The organism is Acidovorax sp. A79 (assembly GCF_041154505.1).
GTDB lineage: Bacteria > Pseudomonadota > Gammaproteobacteria > Burkholderiales > Burkholderiaceae_C > Acidovorax.
In genome coordinates this window covers 4826694-4844489 of record NZ_AP028672.1, presented here as the reverse complement: position 1 = coordinate 4844489, position 17796 = coordinate 4826694, and the positions used below count along the sequence as shown (strand labels likewise).

Annotated in this window: 19 protein-coding genes; 10 read left to right on the top strand and 9 right to left on the bottom strand. The window is 69.9% G+C overall.

What is annotated here, in order from left to right; translation table 11 throughout:
* The first annotated feature begins 205 nt into the window (after positions 1 to 205).
* Together rpsU and ACAM51_RS22220 are read left to right on the top strand one after the other, a co-directional pair.
* Complete coding sequence (rpsU, locus tag ACAM51_RS22225; protein ID WP_005799779.1) at positions 206 to 418, top strand: 30S ribosomal protein S21; 213 nt, start codon at positions 206 to 208, stop codon at positions 416 to 418.
* A 220-nt stretch (positions 419 to 638) separates the two neighbouring features.
* The gene (locus tag ACAM51_RS22220) at positions 639 to 1085 is read left to right on the top strand and encodes a GatB/YqeY domain-containing protein (RefSeq protein ID WP_218293854.1); all 447 of its coding nucleotides are present in this window, start codon (positions 639 to 641) and stop codon (positions 1083 to 1085) included.
* A 121-nt stretch (positions 1086 to 1206) separates the two neighbouring features.
* On the opposite strand, the gene ACAM51_RS22215 is transcribed toward ACAM51_RS22220, so the two are convergent.
* Complete coding sequence (locus ACAM51_RS22215; RefSeq protein ID WP_369641881.1) at positions 1207 to 2220, bottom strand: NAD(P)-dependent alcohol dehydrogenase; 1014 nt, start codon at positions 2218 to 2220, stop codon at positions 1207 to 1209.
* Positions 2221 to 2319: 99 nt separating this feature from the next.
* Here ACAM51_RS22215 and ACAM51_RS22210 point away from each other — a divergent pair, with 99 nt between their 5' ends.
* Positions 2320 to 3243 carry a LysR substrate-binding domain-containing protein gene (locus tag ACAM51_RS22210; protein WP_369641880.1) on the top strand — a complete coding sequence of 308 codons (924 nt, stop codon included), beginning with the start codon at positions 2320 to 2322 and terminating at the stop codon, positions 3241 to 3243.
* 79 nt (positions 3244 to 3322) lie between these two features.
* Here the strand turns inward: ACAM51_RS22210 and ACAM51_RS22205 are convergent, their stop codons facing one another.
* Positions 3323 to 4252: a LysR substrate-binding domain-containing protein gene (locus tag ACAM51_RS22205; RefSeq protein ID WP_369641879.1), complete on the bottom strand. Its 930-nt coding sequence runs from the start codon at positions 4250 to 4252 to the stop codon at positions 3323 to 3325.
* 125 nt (positions 4253 to 4377) lie between these two features.
* On the opposite strand from ACAM51_RS22205, the gene ACAM51_RS22200 reads away from it, so the two are divergent.
* Entirely contained in the window at positions 4378 to 5472 is a 1095-nt protein-coding gene (locus tag ACAM51_RS22200) for a tartrate dehydrogenase (protein WP_218293850.1), read from the top strand.
* A gap of 76 nt (positions 5473 to 5548) precedes the next feature.
* Here the strand turns inward: ACAM51_RS22200 and ACAM51_RS22195 are convergent, their stop codons facing one another.
* The 4 genes from ACAM51_RS22195 to ACAM51_RS22180 are packed head-to-tail and all read right to left on the bottom strand — an operon-like array spanning position 5549 to position 7745.
* Positions 5549 to 5803 (bottom strand): hypothetical protein, encoded by a 255-nt coding sequence (locus ACAM51_RS22195; protein WP_369641878.1) that lies wholly within the window; start codon positions 5801 to 5803, stop codon positions 5549 to 5551.
* On the bottom strand, positions 5800 to 6216 hold the full coding sequence (locus tag ACAM51_RS22190; RefSeq protein ID WP_218293848.1) for a VOC family protein: 417 nt from the start codon (positions 6214 to 6216) through the stop codon (positions 5800 to 5802). The genes ACAM51_RS22195 and ACAM51_RS22190 overlap by 4 nt, the downstream gene beginning before the upstream one ends.
* Entirely contained in the window at positions 6216 to 6767 is a 552-nt protein-coding gene (locus tag ACAM51_RS22185) for a helix-turn-helix transcriptional regulator (protein ID WP_218341909.1), read from the bottom strand. Before ACAM51_RS22185 ends, ACAM51_RS22190 begins: the two co-directional genes overlap by 1 nt.
* Positions 6768 to 6785: 18 nt before the next feature.
* Positions 6786 to 7745 (bottom strand): LysR substrate-binding domain-containing protein, encoded by a 960-nt coding sequence (locus tag ACAM51_RS22180; protein ID WP_369641877.1) that lies wholly within the window; start codon positions 7743 to 7745, stop codon positions 6786 to 6788.
* Positions 7746 to 7876: 131 nt separating this feature from the next.
* On the opposite strand from ACAM51_RS22180, the gene ACAM51_RS22175 reads away from it, so the two are divergent.
* From ACAM51_RS22175 to ACAM51_RS22160, 4 genes are all read left to right on the top strand, one after another.
* Positions 7877 to 8872 carry a tripartite tricarboxylate transporter substrate binding protein gene (locus tag ACAM51_RS22175; protein ID WP_218341911.1) on the top strand — a complete coding sequence of 332 codons (996 nt, stop codon included), beginning with the start codon at positions 7877 to 7879 and terminating at the stop codon, positions 8870 to 8872.
* 43 nt (positions 8873 to 8915) lie between these two features.
* Positions 8916 to 10463, top strand: coding sequence for a UxaA family hydrolase (locus ACAM51_RS22170; RefSeq protein ID WP_255591975.1), 1548 nt, complete (start codon positions 8916 to 8918; stop codon positions 10461 to 10463).
* 71 nt (positions 10464 to 10534) lie between these two features.
* The gene (locus tag ACAM51_RS22165) at positions 10535 to 12004 is read left to right on the top strand and encodes an NAD-dependent succinate-semialdehyde dehydrogenase (protein ID WP_369641876.1); all 1470 of its coding nucleotides are present in this window, start codon (positions 10535 to 10537) and stop codon (positions 12002 to 12004) included.
* Positions 12005 to 12063: 59 nt separating this feature from the next.
* Positions 12064 to 12870 (top strand): aldolase/citrate lyase family protein, encoded by an 807-nt coding sequence (locus ACAM51_RS22160; protein ID WP_369641875.1) that lies wholly within the window; start codon positions 12064 to 12066, stop codon positions 12868 to 12870.
* Positions 12871 to 12888: 18 nt separating this feature from the next.
* Here ACAM51_RS22160 and ACAM51_RS22155 read toward each other — a convergent pair whose 3' ends face one another.
* Entirely contained in the window at positions 12889 to 13911 is a 1023-nt protein-coding gene (locus ACAM51_RS22155; RefSeq protein ID WP_369641874.1) for a saccharopine dehydrogenase NADP-binding domain-containing protein, read from the bottom strand.
* A 227-nt stretch (positions 13912 to 14138) separates the two neighbouring features.
* The gene (pmbA, locus tag ACAM51_RS22150; RefSeq protein WP_369641873.1) at positions 14139 to 15584 is read right to left on the bottom strand and encodes a metalloprotease PmbA; all 1446 of its coding nucleotides are present in this window, start codon (positions 15582 to 15584) and stop codon (positions 14139 to 14141) included.
* Positions 15585 to 15648: 64 nt separating this feature from the next.
* On the opposite strand from pmbA, the gene yjgA reads away from it, so the two are divergent.
* Positions 15649 to 16311, top strand: a complete 663-nt coding sequence (yjgA, locus tag ACAM51_RS22145) for a ribosome biogenesis factor YjgA (protein ID WP_218293840.1) — start codon at positions 15649 to 15651, stop codon at positions 16309 to 16311.
* Entirely contained in the window at positions 16304 to 16906 is a 603-nt protein-coding gene (mog, locus tag ACAM51_RS22140; RefSeq protein ID WP_369641872.1) for a molybdopterin adenylyltransferase, read from the top strand. The genes yjgA and mog overlap by 8 nt, the downstream gene beginning before the upstream one ends.
* A gap of 106 nt (positions 16907 to 17012) precedes the next feature.
* Here mog and cysE read toward each other — a convergent pair whose 3' ends face one another.
* Entirely contained in the window at positions 17013 to 17792 is a 780-nt protein-coding gene (gene cysE, locus ACAM51_RS22135; RefSeq protein WP_369641871.1) for a serine O-acetyltransferase, read from the bottom strand.
* Between the last annotated feature and the right edge of the window lie 4 nt (positions 17793 to 17796).

Below are 17796 nucleotides of genomic sequence, written 5' to 3'. Positions count from 1 at the left end.
TGGCGGGACCCCGCCACCCGTGCCGCGAGAGGGGGGAAGCACGAAGCACCCCAAGGCGGAACCCGCTTCAGCTATAATCTCCGGCTTTGCTGGCAATGCCCCGTCGGCCAAATACTAGTTACAGACGGGGAAACCGCCACGCACGGTCTTGAGGCCCGATCTCCCCAAGACCCTCTGCGGGCAACATTTTGGAAACCATTAGCTAATGACTACGATCCGCGTAAAAGAAAACGAACCCTTTGACGTCGCCCTGCGCCGCTTCAAGCGCACCATTGAAAAGCTCGGCCTGCTGACCGACCTGCGCGCCCGTGAGTTCTACGAGAAGCCCACCGCCGAGCGCAAGCGCAAGAAGGCAGCCGCCGTGAAGCGCCACTACAAGCGCGTTCGCAGCATGCAACTGCCCAAGAAGATGTACTGATGGATCTTCGGCCCCAAGCCTTCTTGCTTGGGTCCCAGAACCCGCGCTAGGGACGCCAAGCGCGGGTTTTTGCTTTTCCGGGCTTGCACAAAGCCCCTCTGGCGTCGTTGCAGCGCCTTGCCGTAGCAAGAAGACTACTGCCTGCGGCGCTGCGCCTGGCCAGAGGGGCTTTGTGCAAACCCTCCGTCCCTGTCTGAAACCCCATAAAAAGGAAGCCATCATGAGCCTCAAGGACCAGATCACCGAAGACATGAAGACCGCCATGCGCGCCAAGGACAGCGAGCGCCTGGGCACCATCCGCCTGCTGCAGGCCGCGATGAAGCAAAGGGAAGTGGACGAGCGCATCGTGCTGGACGATGCGGCCGTGGTCGCCATCGTGGACAAGCTCATCAAGCAGCGCAAGGACTCGATCACCGCCTTCGAGGGCGCGGGCCGCCAGGACCTGGCCGACAAGGAGAAGGCAGAGATGGCCGTGCTGCAGGCCTACCTGCCCGAGCGCATGTCGGCCGACGAGACCCTGGCCGCCGTCAAGGCCATCGTGGCCGAGCTGGGCGCCGCGGGCCCGGGCGACATGGGCAAGGTCATGGGCGTGGTCAAGACCCGCCTGGCCGGCAAGGCCGACATGGGCCAGGTGTCCGCCGCCGTCAAGGCCGCGCTCGCCGGCTGACCGCCCGCCTCGCCACCCGGCGATTTACTATCAATTCAATAGCTGCCAGCGCTTGATCGACAAGCGCCGGTGGCTATTTTTACTTGAAATATCGCATCCACACGCTCCTTGGCGCACCCGCTCAGAAGCGCACCACCACCTTGCCGAACGCGCCGCGCTGCAGGTGCGCGAAAGCAGCCGGCACTTCGTCGGCGCCATACTCGCCCGCGATCACCGGCTGCAGCCCGGTGGCATCCACCGCGCGCACCAGGTCCTCCAGCGCGCGGCGGTGGCCCACACCAATGCCCTGCACGGTGGCCCGCCCCAGCAGGAAGCTGTAGACCGACGCACTCACCGTGTCGCCGGCCAGGGTGCCGATGACCGACACGCGCCCGCCGTGGCGCAGCGCCTGCATCGACCGGCCCAGGTTGGGGCCGCCCACCGTCTCCAGCACATGGTCGGCGCCCTGCCCCCCGGTCAGCGCCCGCACCTGCGCGGGCCAGTCGGCCTCGCGCGCCAGCGCATGGGCGGCGCCCAGGGCGAGCACCTGTTCGCGCTTGCCCGCATCGCCCGAGACCACGATGGGCACGGCCCCGTGCTGGCGCGCGATCTGCACGCCGAACAGCGCCACGCCGCCGGTGCCATGGATGAGCACGGCCTGCCCGGCGCGCACGTGGCCGGTCTCCACCAGCGCGAACCAGGCCGTGAGCCCGGCGATGGGCAGGGTGCTCGCGGCGGCGGCGCCCAGCGTGGCCGGCGCGGCCACCGCCCAGTCCGCCTCCAGCAGCACGTGCGAGGCCAGCATGCCCGGCCCCGGCGCGCCCAGGGCCACGGCAGCAGCGGGGCGCTCGCCCTCCAGCCAGCCGCCCCAGAAGGTGCTCAGCACCCGGTCGCCGGGGCGCCAGCGGGTGATGCCCGCGCCCACGGCCAACACCGTGCCGGCCAGGTCCGAGGCGGGGGTGAACGGAAACTCCAGCGGCATGCCCATGCCGTCCTGCGCCATCAGCAGGTCGCGGTAGTTGAGGGCCACGGCCTCGGTGCGCACCAGGATCTGGCTCGGCCCGGGCGCGGGCATGGGCGCCTCGGTGCGCTCCAGGTGGGCGAGGCCGAAGCGGGGCAGTTGCCAGCGCTGGAGGGTGGCGGGTGTGTCGTGCATCGTCGAGTTCCAGGGAAAGAAAGGGATTTCGATGCTATTGGCGCTTCATGGATGCCAGTGGTTCTTGTTTTTCCCATGGCTGGATAGCAAAATTCTCCAATGAACGAACGTTTGCAGGGAATCGAGGCCTTCGTGGCGGCCGTGGAGGCCGGCAGCTTCGCGCTGGCGGCGGCGCGGCTGCACCGCACCCGCTCGGCGGTGGGCAAGGGCATCGCGCGGCTGGAACAGCGGCTCGGGGTGCGGCTGTTCCACCGCACCACGCGCAGCCAGAGCCTGACCGACGACGGACAGGCCTACTACGAACGCTGCCGCCGCGCGCTGGCCGAACTCGACGCGGCCGATGCCGCCGTGGAGGCCGGCCGCCACGAGCCCGTGGGCACCCTGCGCATGAGCATGCCGGCGCTGTTCGGCCGCGCCTGCGTCGCGCCCGTGCTGCTGGGCCTGGCGCGCGAGCACACCGGCCTGCGGCTGGACCTGCACTTCAGCGACCGGCGGGTGGACCTGGTGGAAGAGCGGATCGATCTGGCCATCCGCAGCGGGGTGCTGGACGACAGCAGCACGCTCGCGGCCCGCCCGCTCGGGCATCAATGGATGGGCCTGTATGCCGCGCCGGACTACCTGGCGCGGCACGGCCGGCCGGCAAGCTGGGCGGCGCTGCAGGCCGAGGCGCCCCGCCACGCCTTCGCCAGCTACGGACGCGACGACGGGCTCAAGCCCTGGCACTACCGCGATGACGCCACGGGCGAGCCGCGCACGTTCGCGGTGCCCGCGCGCGTGCGCTGCGACAGCCTGGAAGTGGTGGCCGCCACGGCGGCGGCGGGGCTGGGCATCGCGCGGCTGCCCAAGTGGCTGGCGGCCGAGCCGGTGGCGGCCGGCACGCTGGTGAAGGTGTTCGACGAGGCACGCCCCTTCGGCTACGAGCTGCACGCCGTCTGGCCCCAGGCGCGCGCCCTGCCACGGCGCACGCGCGTCGTCATCGACGCGCTGGCCGCGCAGCTGCCCGCGCTGCTCGGGACCCGCTGAACGGCGGGCGCGGGCCGCCGTGGGGCGGCACCGGCAGCGGCGCCCGCGCCGCGCCGGCCCATGGCAGCCCCGGCCGGCCTCAGGCCGTCCCGGGCATGCCCTGCAGGCGCCCCGCTTCCTGGCGGAAGTACACCTCCAGGAACTCCACGCACACCCGCACCTTGGCCGAGCGGTCCAGCCGCGTGGGGTACACGGCCCAGACGTTGGCCTCCTGCCGCCAGTCGGGCAGCACCTGCACCAGCCTTCCCGCACGCAGGTGCGCCCCCACGTCCCACAGCGAACGCAGCACGATGCCGCGCCCGTCCACCGCCCACTGCACCGCCATCTCGCCGTTGTTGGCCGACAGCGGGCCGCGCACCTTCACCGTCTCGTCCACCGCGCCGCTGCGCAGCCGCCACACGCCGAACGGGTGGTCGCGCTCCTTGATCACCAGGCAGTCGTGGCTGGACAGCTCCGCCAGCGCGCGCGGCGTGCCGTAGCTCGCCAGGTAGGCGGGCGCCGCGCACAGCACGCGGTGGTTGTCCGCCAGACGGCGGGCGATCAGGTGCGGAGCGATCTCGTCGCCCACGCGCACGTCCAGGTCGAACCCTTCGCCGGCCACGTCCACCAGCCGGTCGAACACTTCCAGCCGCACCTGCAGGCCGGGGTGCTGCTCCACCAGCCGCGACAGCGCGGGCGCCACGATCTGGCGGCCAAAGCCAAAGCTGCTGCTCACCCGCAGCTGACCACGCGGCTCGCGCCGGGTGATGGCCACCTCCTGCAGCAACTGATCCATGTCGTCCAGGATGCGCTGCGCCCAGTGGAAGACACGCTCGCCCTCCTCCGTCACGGCCACGCGCCGCGTGGTGCGGTGCAGGAGCTTCACGGCCAGTTCCTGCTCCAGCAGGCGGATGCGCTTGCTCACGTACGCGGGCGAGGTGCCCAGCTCCGCCGCCGCGTCGCCAAAACTCGATTTGCGCACCACCACGGTGAACACGCGCAGGTCGTCGGTGGCCGGATTTTTATGCACGATGTGTGAAGAATATGAGCACAGTTGCCGGATTGTATTTTTTGCCGCACTGCCAAACAATCCGTGCTGATTCCCCCTGGCTTTCTTTTCCCTTCTTTCTCTTCCCCAGGCACCAAGGACCCCGAATGAGCACCAACACCCCCTACAAGATCGCCGTCATCCCCGGCGACGGCATTGGCAAGGAAGTCATGCCCGAAGGCCTGCGCGCGGTGCAGGCCGCCGCCCAGCGCTTCGGCATCCCGCTGGAGACCACCACCATCGACTGGGCCAGCTGCGACTACTACGCCGCCCACGGAAAAATGATGCCCGACGACTGGAAAGCCCAGCTCTCGGGCATGGACGCCATCTTCTTCGGCGCCGTCGGCTGGCCCGCCACCGTGCCCGACCACGTCTCGCTGTGGGGGTCGCTGCTCAAGTTCCGCCGCGAATTCGACCAGTACATCAACCTGCGCCCCGTGCGCCTGTTCGAGGGCGTGCCGTGCCCGCTGGCGGGCAGGAAGCCCGGCGACATCGACTACTACGTGGTGCGCGAGAACACCGAGGGCGAGTACACCTCGCTCGGCGGCATCATGTACGAAGGCACCGACCGCGAGATCGTGATCCAGGAATCGGTCTACTCGCGCCATGGCGCCAACCGCCTGCTGAAGTTCGCGTTCGACCTGGCCCAGAGCCGCCCGCGCAAGCACGTGACCCTGGCCACCAAGAGCAACGGCATCGCCATCAGCATGCCCTGGTGGGACCAGCGCGCCGAGGAAGTCGCCAAGGACTACCCCGAGATCACGCTGGACAAGCAGCACATCGACATCCTCACCGCGCGCTTCGTGCTGCAGCCCGGGCGCTTCGACGTGGTGGCCGCCACCAACCTGTTCGGCGACATCCTCTCCGACCTGGGCCCCGCCACCACGGGCACCATCGGCCTGGCGCCCTCGGCCAACCTGAACCCCGAGCGCACGTTCCCCAGCCTGTTCGAGCCCGTGCACGGCTCGGCGCCGGACATCTACGGCAAGAACATCGCCAACCCCATCGCGATGATCTGGTCGGGCGCGCTGATGCTGGACTTCCTCACCCAGGGCCAGGGCGCGGGGCGGCAGGCGCACGATGCGATCGTGGCGGCCATCGAGGAGGTCCTGCGCAGCGGGCCGCGCACGCCGGACCTGGGCGGCTCGGCCGACACCACGCAGGTGGGCGCGGCCATCGCGGCGCTGGTTTCCAAGGGGTAGGCCCTCGCCCCGCGCCCCCGGGGCGCGTGCCCGCGCACGGCATTTGCGCCGGGCCGCGCGCAGTGCCGGCGTGGGTTCACACGGGCGGCGGAGCCGGCCGCGCCCCTGCAGAAGAAGACCACCACGCCCCGAACCGCTGGAGGCCGGGCTGCGCCAGCAGGTACAGCCCTGTCAGCAGCAGCAGGCCCAGAGGGGGCAGCGGCGCATAGGTCACCCAGGGCGGCGGGCTGCCCTCCCGCAGGGCCATCGCCGCGAAATTCGCGACGACGGCCAGCGTGAAGGCCATCGACGCCCAGCGGTGAAACCGCCGCACGCCCTGGCCCCGGCTCATTGCGGGCCTCCCGCGGCCTGGATCATCTTCCAGCCGTTGCCCGCCGGGTCGCGGAACCCCGCATCCACCTGGCCGAACCGGTCCACCGGCTCCTGGGTGAACTCCACGCCCTGGGCGCGCATGTGCGCGCATGCGGCGCGGCAGTCGCGCACATGCAGGACCAGCGGCGGCATCGCCCCCTTGGCCACCATGGCGCGCAGCGCCTGGGCCGTGGCCTCGTCGTGCATCGGCGGCCCCGGCGTGAACAGGCCGAGCTGAAACGCCGGCTGCTCGGGGTGCTGCACCGTCAGCCACCGGTAGGCACCATTGCGCACGTCCGTGTGGACGCGGAATCCGAGCTTGTCGACATAGAACGCCAGGGCTTCGTCCTGGTCGTTGACATACACACCCACCACACCGATACCTTGGCTCATCACATCTCCTTGGTTGAGGGCCGGTTTGTACCCTCCGCCAGGCGGCGGCGCTTCTCCGAAACTGCGGTGGCAAGGTCCGGGCGCTGCGCGGCCTTCAGAAAACAGGCGGGCACGCTGCCCAGCTGCTGCGCCTCGTGCCGGGCGTCGATGCGCAGGGTGCTCGGGCTTTTTCCGGTGACGTCCCGGAACGTGCGGCCGAAAGTGCCCAGGCTTTCCCAGCCGGTGGCATAGGCGATCTCGGTGATGGGAAGGTCCGTGTCCCGCAGCAGCGTGGTCGCCTGCTCGATGCGCCGGGTGAGCAAATAGCGGTGCGGCGGAATGCCGAAGGCCTGCCGGAACGAGCGCGCGAAATGGGCGTCGGAGACGCCGCTGACCCGGGCCAGCCGCTTCACCGGCCACGCTTCGTGCGAGGCGGCGTCCATGTGGTCCTTCGCCCGCAGCAGGCGGCGCAGCAGGGCCGGGTCCTGCTGCGCGCCGGTCCCGTCCGGCGTGGACGGCAGGCCGGCGGGGTCTTCGCGCGGGGGAATGAGATCCGGAGTCACGGGCGGCATGAGGACAGCATATCGCCTTCACCGCGGCCGCCGCGTTCCCTTTCCCTGGATGCCCGCAGCCACCTCCCGCAAGCATTCCACCAGCAATCCCGTGGTGGGTGTGGGCCTTTGCCCGCGCAGCGTGATCAGCCCCACGGGAGGCAGGTCCACCGGCACGGGCAGCGCAAGCACGGCCACCAGCCCCTGCGCGGCGTAATGCCGGCCCACCGTGCGCGCCATGAAGGCCACGGCGCCGCGCTGCTGGACGAAGCTGATCTGCGACAGGAAGGACGCCGATTCGATGATGTCCTGCGGCGGGTGCAGGCCGTGCGCGAAGAACTGCTGTTCCAGCTTCACCCGCAGCGACGCCCAGGGTGGGGGCAGCACGCACGGCTGCGCGGCCACCTCGGCCCACCCGACCTTGCGCTTGCGGGCCAAAGGGTGCGTGGGGTGCGCCACGGCCACCATGGGGTCGCCATACAGGGCCTCGGTCTCCAGGTCGGGCGAGGCATAGCCGGGCTCCAGGCGGCCCACGAACAGGTCCAGCTCGCCCAGGCGCAGCTTGGGCAGCAGGCGCGTGAGGTCCCCTTCGTCGATCAGCACCGTGGTGCGGCGGGACCGCGCCTTGAGCAGCTCCACCGCCTGCGCCAGCAGCACCGGCGTGGCCGCCACCATGGCCCCCACGCTGGTGCGGCCCACGGCACCACTGGCCTCGGCGGCGATTTCGTCGCGCGTGCGGTCATACCCCGCCAGCACCGAACGGGCGAAGCGCACCACGCTCGCGCCCGCGGCCGTGGGCTCGGTGCCGCGCGTGGAGCGCTCGAACAGCGGCAGGCCGAACATGCGCTCGATCTCGGCCAGCGTCTTGGAGACCGCCGGCTGCGTGACCGACAGGAACTCCGCCGCGCGGCCCAGGTGGCGGAACTGGTCGAGCGCCACGAGCATCTGCAGGTGGCGCAGCTTGAGGTTGGAGCGCAGTACGCGGTCGATCTTGGCCATCGTGGTCTTCTTTCTGGCGGGCTCGATACATTACTTCAAGGCAATGAAGCCAGTCCATATCTTCATTGGATTGTTATGCACCGGTTCTGAACAATGGCGGCTCCCGACCCCACAAACAACAGGAGACAGGCATGCACAACACCCCCCGCATCGCAAGGCGCCAGTTCGTGCTGGGCGCATTGAGCGCCAGCGCACTGACGGCCACCCCGTCCGGCAGCCTTTTCGCCCAGGCCTGGCCCGAGCGCCCCCTCACCTTCATCTGCCCCTGGCCCGCGGGCGGCACGGCCGACCAGTCGATGCGCGCGCTGTGCGCGGTGGCGGGCCGGGTGCTGGGCCAGAGCATCGCGGTGGAAAACAAGGTGGGCGCGTCCGGCATGATCGGCGCCAAGGCGCTGGCCTCGGCCAGGCCCGACGGCTACACCGTCGGCCAGATCCCGATCTCGGTCACGCGCTTCTCGCAGCTGGGCACGCTGCAGGCCGACCCGCGCAAGGACTTCACCTACCTCGCGCGCACCTCGGGCCAGACCTTCGGCATCGCCGTGCCCGCCAGCTCGCCGTTCAAGACGCTCAAGGACTTCGTGCAGCACGCCAAGGCCCACCCCGGCAAGGTGACCTATGCCCACGCCGGCGTGGGCGGCGCCACGCATGTGGGCATGGAGGAGTTCGCGGGCGCCGCGGGCATCCAGCTCAACCACGTGCCCTACAAGGGCGGCGCCGAGGCGCTGCAGGGCGTGCTGGGCGGCCACGTGGACGCGCTCGCCGACTCCAGCTCGTGGGCGCCGCATGTGGAGGCCGGCAAGCTGCGCCTGCTGGCCACCTGGGGCGAGCAGCGCACGGCCCGCTTCAAGGAGGTCCCGACGCTGCGCGAATCCGGTTATGACGTGGTGGTGGACGCTCCCAACGGCATCGGCGCGCCCCGGGGCCTGGACCCCGCCATCGCCGCCCGGCTGCGTGAAGCCTTCAAGCAGGCCGTGGCCAGCCCCGAATTCAAGGCCGTGGCCGACAAGCTCGACGCGCCGCTGCTGTACCTGGACGGCCCTGACTACGAAAAGTACGTGAACACGGTCTACGCCAAGGAGACCGTGCTCATCGAAAAACTCAAGCTGCGAGAGCTGATGCGCAGTTGAGCCCCGCAGCCACCAGAATCACACCCCCACCACAAGGCCCACGATGAACGCCCCCACGGCCCCCGGCCTGCTCGCCAGCCCGCTGCTGCACCTGCACCCCCACGACAACGTGCTCGTCGCCAAGACGGCGCTGGCGCTGGGGCAGGAGATTCCCGAACTCGGCGTGCGCACGCGCGCCCAGGTGCCCGCGGGCCACAAGATCGCCGCGCGCCGCATCGCCGAGGGCGAGCAGGTCAAGAAGTACGACACCGTGATCGGCGTCGCCACGCGCGACCTGGAGCCCGGCGACTACGTGCACAGCCACAACCTGCGGCTGGTGGAGCACTACCGCGACCCGGCGTTTGGCGCCGACGTGCGGCCCGTGGCGTACGTGCCCGAGGGCGAGCGCGCCACCTTCCAGGGCTTCGTGCGCGCGGACGGCGGCGTGGGCACGCGCAACTTCATCGGCATCCTGTCGTCGGTGAACTGCTCGGCCACCGTGATCAAGAACATCGCCGCGCACTTCACGCCCGAGCGCCTGGCCGACTTTCCGCACGTGGACGGCGTGGCCGCCTTCGCGCAGACCAGCGGCTGCGGCATGTCCTCGCCCAGCGAGCACTTCGACGTGCTGCGCCGCACGCTGGCGGGCTATGCGCGCCACCCCAACCTGGCGGGCGTGCTCATCGTGGGCCTGGGCTGCGAGCGCAACCAGGTCGCCTCCCTGGTGGAGTCGCAAGGGCTGCAGGAAGGCAAGCTCATGCGCACGCTGGTGATGCAGGACGTGGGCGGCACGCGCGCCACCATCGCGGCGGGCATCGCGGCCATCGAGGAGATGCTGCCCATCGCCAACCAGGCGCGGCGCAGCACCGTGAGCGCGAGCCACCTCAAGATCGGACTGGAATGCGGCGGCTCGGACGGTTTCTCGGGCATCACCGCCAACCCCGCGCTGGGCGCGGCCATGGACATCCTGGTGCGCCACGGCGGCACGGCCATCCTGTCGGAAACGCCCGAGATCCACGGCGTGGAGTTCATGCTCACGCGCCGCGCCATCAGCCCCGCCGTGGGCCAGAAGCTGCTGGACCGCCTGGCCTGGTGGGAACGCTACACCGCGGGCCAGAACGCCCAGTTCAACGGCGTGGTGGGCCATGGCAACCAGGCCGGCGGCCTGGCCAACATCTTCGAGAAGTCGCTGGGCTCGGCCATGAAGGGCGGCACCACGCCGCTGCGCGCGGTGTACGAATACGCCGAACCCATCACCGAGCATGGCTTCGTGTTCATGGACTCGCCCGGCTACGACCCCGTGGCCTCCACCGGCCAGATCGCCAGCGGCGCGCAGCTCATCTGCTTCACCACGGGGCGCGGCTCCATGTTCGGCAGCAAGCCCGCGCCCACCATCAAGCTGGCCAGCAACACGCCCATGTACCAGCGCCTCGAAGAGGACATGGACATCAACTGCGGCGTGATCGTGGACGGCGAATGCAGCGTGCCCGAGATGGGCCGGAAGATCTTCGAGCAGATCCTGCGCCACGCGAGCGGCGAGGCCACCAAGAGCGAGGCCCTGGGCCTGGGCGACCACGAGTTCGTGCCCTGGCACCTGGGCATCGTGTCCTGAGAATTTGCTCCCAAAAACATAGCATCTTGCGCTTGTTGAACAAGCGCTTTCGGCCTATTTCATTGAAAACCATGCCCCTGACCCTCACCCGCCCCGCGCTGATCCGCAGCGCCAACTTCATCGGTGGCGAATGGACCGTGGCCACCGGCGCCCGGCTTGACGTGACCGACCCCGCCACCGGCGACACCATCGCTTGCGTGCCGGACTCCGGCGCTGGCGATGCGCTGGCGGCCCTGGACGCGGCCCACGCCGCATTTCCCGCCTGGCGCAAGCTGCCCGCCAAGCAGCGCGCCGCCATCATCAAGCACTGGAACGACCTCGTGCTGGCCCACCAGGACGACCTGGGCAAGCTCATCTCGCGCGAGCAGGGCAAGCCCCTGGCCGAGGGCAAGGGCGAAGTGGCCTACGCCGCCAGCTACATCGAATGGTTCGCCGAAGAGGCCACGCGCATGAACGGCGAGGTCATCCCCGCGCCGGTGCCGGGCCGGCGCATGTTCGCCCTGCGCGAGCCCGTGGGCGTGGTGGCCGCCATCACGCCGTGGAACTTCCCGGCCGCGATGATCGCGCGCAAGATCGCCCCGGCCCTGGCCGCCGGCTGCACCGTGGTCTGCAAGCCCGCCGAGGACACGCCGCTGACCTCCCTGGCCCTGGTGCTGCTCGCGCACGAGGCCGGCGTGCCGCCGGGGGTGCTCAACATCGTCACCGCCTCGCGCGAGAAGACGCCCGAGGTGGTGGACGTGTGGCTCGACGACAGCCGCGTGCGCAAGATCACCTTCACGGGCTCCACCCCCGTGGGCAAGCACCTGGCGCGGCGCAGCGCGGAGACGCTCAAGAAACTCTCTCTCGAACTCGGCGGCAACGCGCCCTTCATCGTGTTCGAGGACGCCGACGTCGGCGCCGCCGTGGACGGCTTCATGGCCGCCAAGTTCAGGAACGGCGGCCAGACCTGCGTGTGCCCCAACCGCGTGTTCGTGCAGCGCCGCGTGTTCGAGGCGTTCGCCCACCAGCTCGCGGCGCGCGTGGCGGCGCTGCAGGTCGGCCCGGCCAGCGACCCGGCCTCGCAGATCGGCCCCATGATCAACGGCCGCGCCGTGCAGAAGATCGAGCGCCACGTGAATGACGCGGTGGCCAAGGGGGCGAAGGTGCTCACGGGCGGCAGGCGCCTGGCCGAGCTGGGCGCCACCTACTACGCGCCCACCGTGCTCGCCGGCGCCGACGCCACCATGGCCTGCGCCTGCGAAGAGACCTTCGGCCCCGTGGCGCCGCTGACCGTGTTCGACACCGAAGAGGAAGTGATCGCCGCCGCCAACGACACGCCCTTCGGGCTGGCCGCGTACTTCTACAGCCAGGACGTGCGCCGCATCTGGCGCGTGGCCGATGCGCTGGAGACGGGCATCGTGGGCGTCAACGAAGGGGCGCTGGCGGCGGAGGCCGCGCCGTTTGGCGGCGTGAAGGAGTCGGGCTACGGCCGCGAGGGCTCCACGCACGGCCTCGACGACTACCTGCACACCAAGTACGTCTGCCAGGGCGGGCTCGATTGACCCGCAGCTTTCGCGCGGCGCCGCATGCGGCGCCCAGCTCCCCTCCCACAAGGAATCCCATGCCCGCACACAACCCCTTCAAGGCCGCGCTCGCCGGCCGCCACCCGCAAATCGGCCTGTGGCTCTCCATGGCCGCCCCGTACCTGGCGGAAGCCGCCGCCACCTGTGGCTACGACTGGCTCTTGATCGACGGCGAGCACGCGCCCAATGACGTGCGCAGCACCCTGGCCGCGCTGCAGTCGGTGGCCGCCCACGCGTCGCAGCCGGTGGTGCGCGTGGTGGAAGGCAGCACGGCCCTGATCAAGCAGATGCTGGACATCGGCGCCACGACCCTGCTCGTGCCCATGGTGGACACCGCCGAACAGGCACGGGGCATCGTGGCGGCCACGCGCTACCCGCCGCTGGGCATCCGGGGCGTGGGCAGCGCCGTGGGCCGCGCGTCGCAGTGGAGCGCCCGCACCGACTACCTGAACATCGCGGACGACGAGGTGTGCCTGCTGGTGCAGGCCGAGACCACCACGGCGCTGGCCAACCTCGGCGCCATCTGCGCCGTGGACGGCGTGCATGGCGTGTTCATCGGCCCGGCCGACCTCGCCGCCTCCATGGGCCACCGGGGCAATCCCGGCCACCCCGAGGTGCAGGCGGCCATCGAAGGCGCCATGCGGACCATCATCGCCAGCGGCAAGGCCGCGGGCACCCTCACCTCCGACCCCACGCTGGCGCAGCGCTACCTCGACCTGGGCTGCACCTTCGTGGCCGTGGGCGTGGATGTGCTGATGTTCGCCAACGCGGCACGCAGGCTGCGGGCCCACTTCGGCGGCAGCGGGCCGAAGGCGCCGCCCGGCGGCGCGGCGGCCGCCTATTGAGCCCGGCCTGTCTTCGCCTCAGCGCGGCAGCGCGTCGCCGAAGACCTCCAGGGCCCGGCCGTGCAGCGAGCGCAGCGTGTCCGCGGGGTCCACGGCCTGCCCCAGGGCCAGTGCCCCACTGCGCTGGAACGACGGTGCCATCAGGCGCTGCGCCGCCTCGATCACCAGGGGCGCCGTCACGGCATAGATGTCCTGCCCGCGCACGCCCGCCGTGCGGGCCTGCCCGTTCTGCACAAGCCGCACCGCCAGCTCGAAGCGCTGCGCCGACCGGCCGCTGCCGTCCACCGCCGTGGGCGGCGGCGTCGCCGCATCGCGGATGTCCGCGAGCGCCGAGCGGTTCAGGAACGAACGGATCGTGTCGGCCCGCAGATGGTGCGCGAGCGTGATCGTTTCGCTGAACGGCAGCTCCACCATCGGATACGTCCCGAGCGGCGGCGCGAAGGTCCAGTCCGGCACATCGGACGACGGGACCAGGGGCACCAGGGCACCGCCCTGGACCACCTGGCGCGGCGCCTTGTTGCGCTCGCCCGTCTCGCGGGTGCCCGCGGTGGGCCACCAGCGGTCCAGCCCCATGGCCACCGTGATCTCGTCAATGCGCCCCGCCGAGGCCAGCGCGCTGGCCAGCAGATCGGCCAGCCCTCCATAGAAGCCGGCGGCCGGCATCACCACCCGCCCGGCGGCCCGCGCTGGCGCATCCAGGTCGGCAAAGCTCGCCTGCGCGCTGGGCTGCTCCGCCGTGACGTCGATGTAGTGGCAGCCGGCCCGCAGCGCGGCCCGCGCCACCGGGGGCGCGGTATCGAGGAAAGGACCCGCGCAATTGATGACCACCGCGCAGCCCGCGAAGGCCTGCCCGAGCGCGCCGGGGTCGTCCAGGCCCGCCACGCGGCAGGCGACGCCGGAGGGAAACAACGCGCCAAGCCGGGCGGCACTGCGCCCCACCGCCACCACGGGCAGGCCGCGCAGCCGGGCCTCGCGAACGACAAACTGGCCGGTGTGGCCCGTGGCGCCATAGACGGCGATGGACTGGAGAGGGGAATGCATGGTGACCTTTCAAGAAATAGATACAGACCTGTATGTTCTTAATACTACATACAGGTCTGTATCATGTCAACATGCAATGATGCCGGCGTGTGTCCCGTCGATGGACGCGCACGGCCGCGCGGCCCGGTGCGGCCCGGTGTTCAGGGGCCGAATGCAAAAAGGCCCTCGCCATGGCGAGGGCCCTTGTTTGCCGGAAGTTGCCCTGAACGGGCCCGTCCGCCGTCCGCTCAGCTGCCTGCGACCTTCATGCGGTTCACGAGGATGGAGCCCACGGTCTTGGCGCCATAGTTGTAGGCATCGGCGCCCACGGCCTCGATGCCCTTGAGCATGTCCTTGAGGTTGCCCGCGATGGTGATCTCGTGCACGGGGTAGGCAATCTTGCCGTTCTCGACCCAGAAACCGCTCGCACCGCGCGAGTAGTCGCCCGTCACGTAGTTCACGCCCTGGCCCATGAGCTCGACCACGAAGAGGCCCGTGCCCAGCTTCTGCAGCATGGCGTCCAGGTTGTCGCTGGCCTGGGTGAGGCGCGATGTCATCACCAGGTTGTGCGAGCCGCCCGCGTTGCCCGTGGTCTTCATGCCCAGCTTGCGCGCCGAGTAGCTGGACAGGAAATAGCCCTGCACGCGCCCGCCCTGCACCACCTTGCGCGGCGCCACGCGCACGCCCTCCTCGTCGAACGGCGAGCTGCCCTTGCCGCGCAGGATGAAGGGATCTTCCAGAATGTCGATGTGCTTGGGAAACACCATCTTGCCCAACGAGTCGAGCAGGAAGCTGCTCTTGCGGTACAGCGAGCCGCCGCTCACGGCCTGCACGAAGCCGCCCAGCAGGCCAGCGGCCAGGGTGGATTCGAACAGCACGGGGCATTGGGTGGTGGGGATCTTGCGTGACCCGAGACGGCTCAATGCGCGCTGCGCGGCGTACCGGCCCACGGCCTCGGGCGAGGCCAGTTCGGTGGCGTCGCGCATGGAGCTGTACCAGGCGTCGCGCTGCATCTCTGCGTTGCGGCCGGGCAGCGAGGCGATGGGCGCCACCGAGAAGCTGTGGCGCGAGCTGGCATAGCCGCCGCGAAAGCCGCGTGTGTGGGCGCTGAAGAAATGGCTTTGCTGCGCCGACACGCCCGCGCCTTCGCTGTTGGTGATGCGGCGGTGGGTCTTGAGCGCGGCGGCCTCGCAGGCCTTGGCGATTTCAGCGGCCTCTTCGCTCGTGAGGGCCCAGGGGTGGAACAGGTCCAGGTCGCGGTGTGTGTCCGCGGGGGCGACGTCGTCGGCATCGGGCAAACCCGCCACGGGGTCTTCGGCCGTGAAGCGGGCGATGTCATACGCGGCCTGCACGGTCTGCTCGATCGCCCTGCTGGAGAAATCGGATGTGCTGGCGTTGCCGCGGCGGTTGCCGATGTAGACCGTCACGCCCAGCGACTTGTCGCGGTTGCGCTCCACGTTCTCCAGTTCGCCCTTGCGCACGCTGACCGACAGGCCGCAGCCCTCGGACGCCTCGGCGCCCGCGTCGGTGGCGCCGAGCTTTTTGGCATGGGCCAGGGCGCGGTCGACCAGTTCCTCGAAGAAGGGGCGGCTGTAGCTGAAACCGCTGTCAGGGGTGGCGCGGGAAGTGGCAGGGGCTTGCGCGGCGGGCGGGGCGCTTTGGAGGCGCGCGGCGCGGGTGGAGGGTTTATTCATAGCGGAAGCTATGATACTTGCCGCTGTGGCGCGCTCTGCGCCGCTTCTCTTTTTGCCCCCACCCATGTCACGCAAACCCAAAAAAGGCTACTTTGTGCGAGGCCAGTTCGTTGCCGAAGGCAGCGAAATGGACATTCAGCTCAAGGCCGAACTCAAAGGCACGCCCGATGCCAGCCGCACCGACCTCAAGCGCGAAAGCGACGAACTGCAGGAGCTGGGCAAGGAACTGCTGACGCTGCGCGCCGACCTGTTCGACGCCGTGGGCTTGCCCGACAAGCTGGTGGACGCACTGGCCGAGGCCAAGCGCATCACCAATTTCGAGGGCAAGCGCCGCCAGATGCAGTACGTGGGAAAGATCATGCGCAAGCTCGAACCCGAGCTGGTGCAGGCGGCCCGCCAGGCGCTGCAGGAGCAGCACAAGGGCTCGGCCACCGAAAAGATGCAGCTGCACCTGGCCGAACACTGGCGCGACCGCCTGATCGCCGACGACGAGGCGCTGGCCCCCTGGATGGCCGAACACCCCGGCACCGACACCCAGCAGCTGCGCGCGCTGATCCGCCAGGCGCGCAAGGATGCGCCTCCCGCCGACAAGGCCGCCGTGTCGCAAGGCCTGGCCCCACGCAAGGGCCGCGCCTACCGCGAACTGTTCCAGCTGGTGCGCGAGCACCTGGGCGGCACGGGCACGGATGATGCCAGCGGCATCGACGAGGACGACGGCGATGAGTGAGGCCCGACACGACCCGGTGAAGGTCGGCATCGTCTCCATCAGCGACCGCGCCAGCTCCGGGGTCTATGAAGACAAGGGCCTGCCCGCGCTGCAGGACTGGCTCACGCGCGCCCTGCTCAACCCCATCGCCTTTGAATCGCGCCTGATCCCCGACGAGCAGGACGGCATCAGCGCCGCGCTGATCGAGCTGGTCAACGCAGGCTGTTGCCTGGTGCTGACCACCGGCGGCACCGGCCCCGCCCCGCGCGACGTGACGCCCGAGGCCACGCTGGCCGTGGCGCACAAGGAGATGCCGGGCTTTGGCGAGCAGATGCGCCAGATCAGCCTGAAGTTCGTGCCCACCGCCATCCTGTCGCGCCAGGTGGCCGTGGTGCGCGACCAGAGCCTCATCATCAACCTGCCCGGCCAGCCCAAGGCGATTGCCGAGACGCTGGAAGGCCTGAAGGACGCCGACGGCAAGCAGATCGTGCCCGGCATCTTTGCCGCCGTGCCGTACTGCGTGGACCTGATTGGCGGCCCGTATCTGGAAACGCGCGACGAAGTCTGCAAGGCGTTCCGGCCCAAGAACGCGGTGCGAGCGCCTCGCCCGGCCTGATTTCTCACGGCTCAAAGCAAAAATAGCTGCCAGCGCTTATTCAACAAGCGCTGGCAGCTATAATTTTTATAGCATTCTGATTCTTGCATGCAGCGCAGGCAAGCCGCTACTTGCCCACCAGCTCGTTGAGCTTGCCCGCCTCGAACTGCTCCTTGAGCGCCGCATCACACGGCACGCAGTCCTTGTTCTGCGGGTTGGCGGACAGTTTCTCGATGGCCTGCCACAGCAGCGCGATCTGGTGCTCCTGCGACGAGGCGTTGTCGATCAGCCCGCGCATGGCCTGCGAGAGGGGGTCGTCCTCCTGCGTGATGCCATAGGCCGTGAACTTGCGGGCCTGCTGGGGTTCGGTCACGTCGGCGCTTTCGCCCGCCTTGGACGGAATGATGCGCGCCGGGATGCCCACCGCCGTGGCGCCCGGGGGCACCGGCTTGATGACCACGGCGTTGCTGCCGATCTTGGCGCCGTCACCCACCTCGAAGCCGCCGAGCACCTTGGCCCCCGCGCTCACCACCACGTCCTTGCCCAGCGTGGGATGGCGCTTGGCGCCCTTGTAGAGAGAGGTGCCGCCCAGCGTGACGCCCTGGTAGATGGTGCAGCCGTCGCCGATCTCGGCGGTCTCGCCCACCACCACGCCCATGGCGTGGTCGAAGAACACGCGCTCGCCGATCCTGGCGCCGGGATGGATCTCGATGCCCGTGAACCAGCGCGCGAAGTGCGAGATGAAGCGCCCGAACCATTTCAGGCCGTGGTGCCAGCACCAGTGCGCCGGCCGGTGCAGCCAGATCGCGTGCAGGCCCGGATAACAGGTGATCACCTCCCACGTGCTGCGCGCGGCAGGATCGCGGTCGAGGATGCACTGGATATCGGAGCGCAGGCGGGCGAGCATCGGT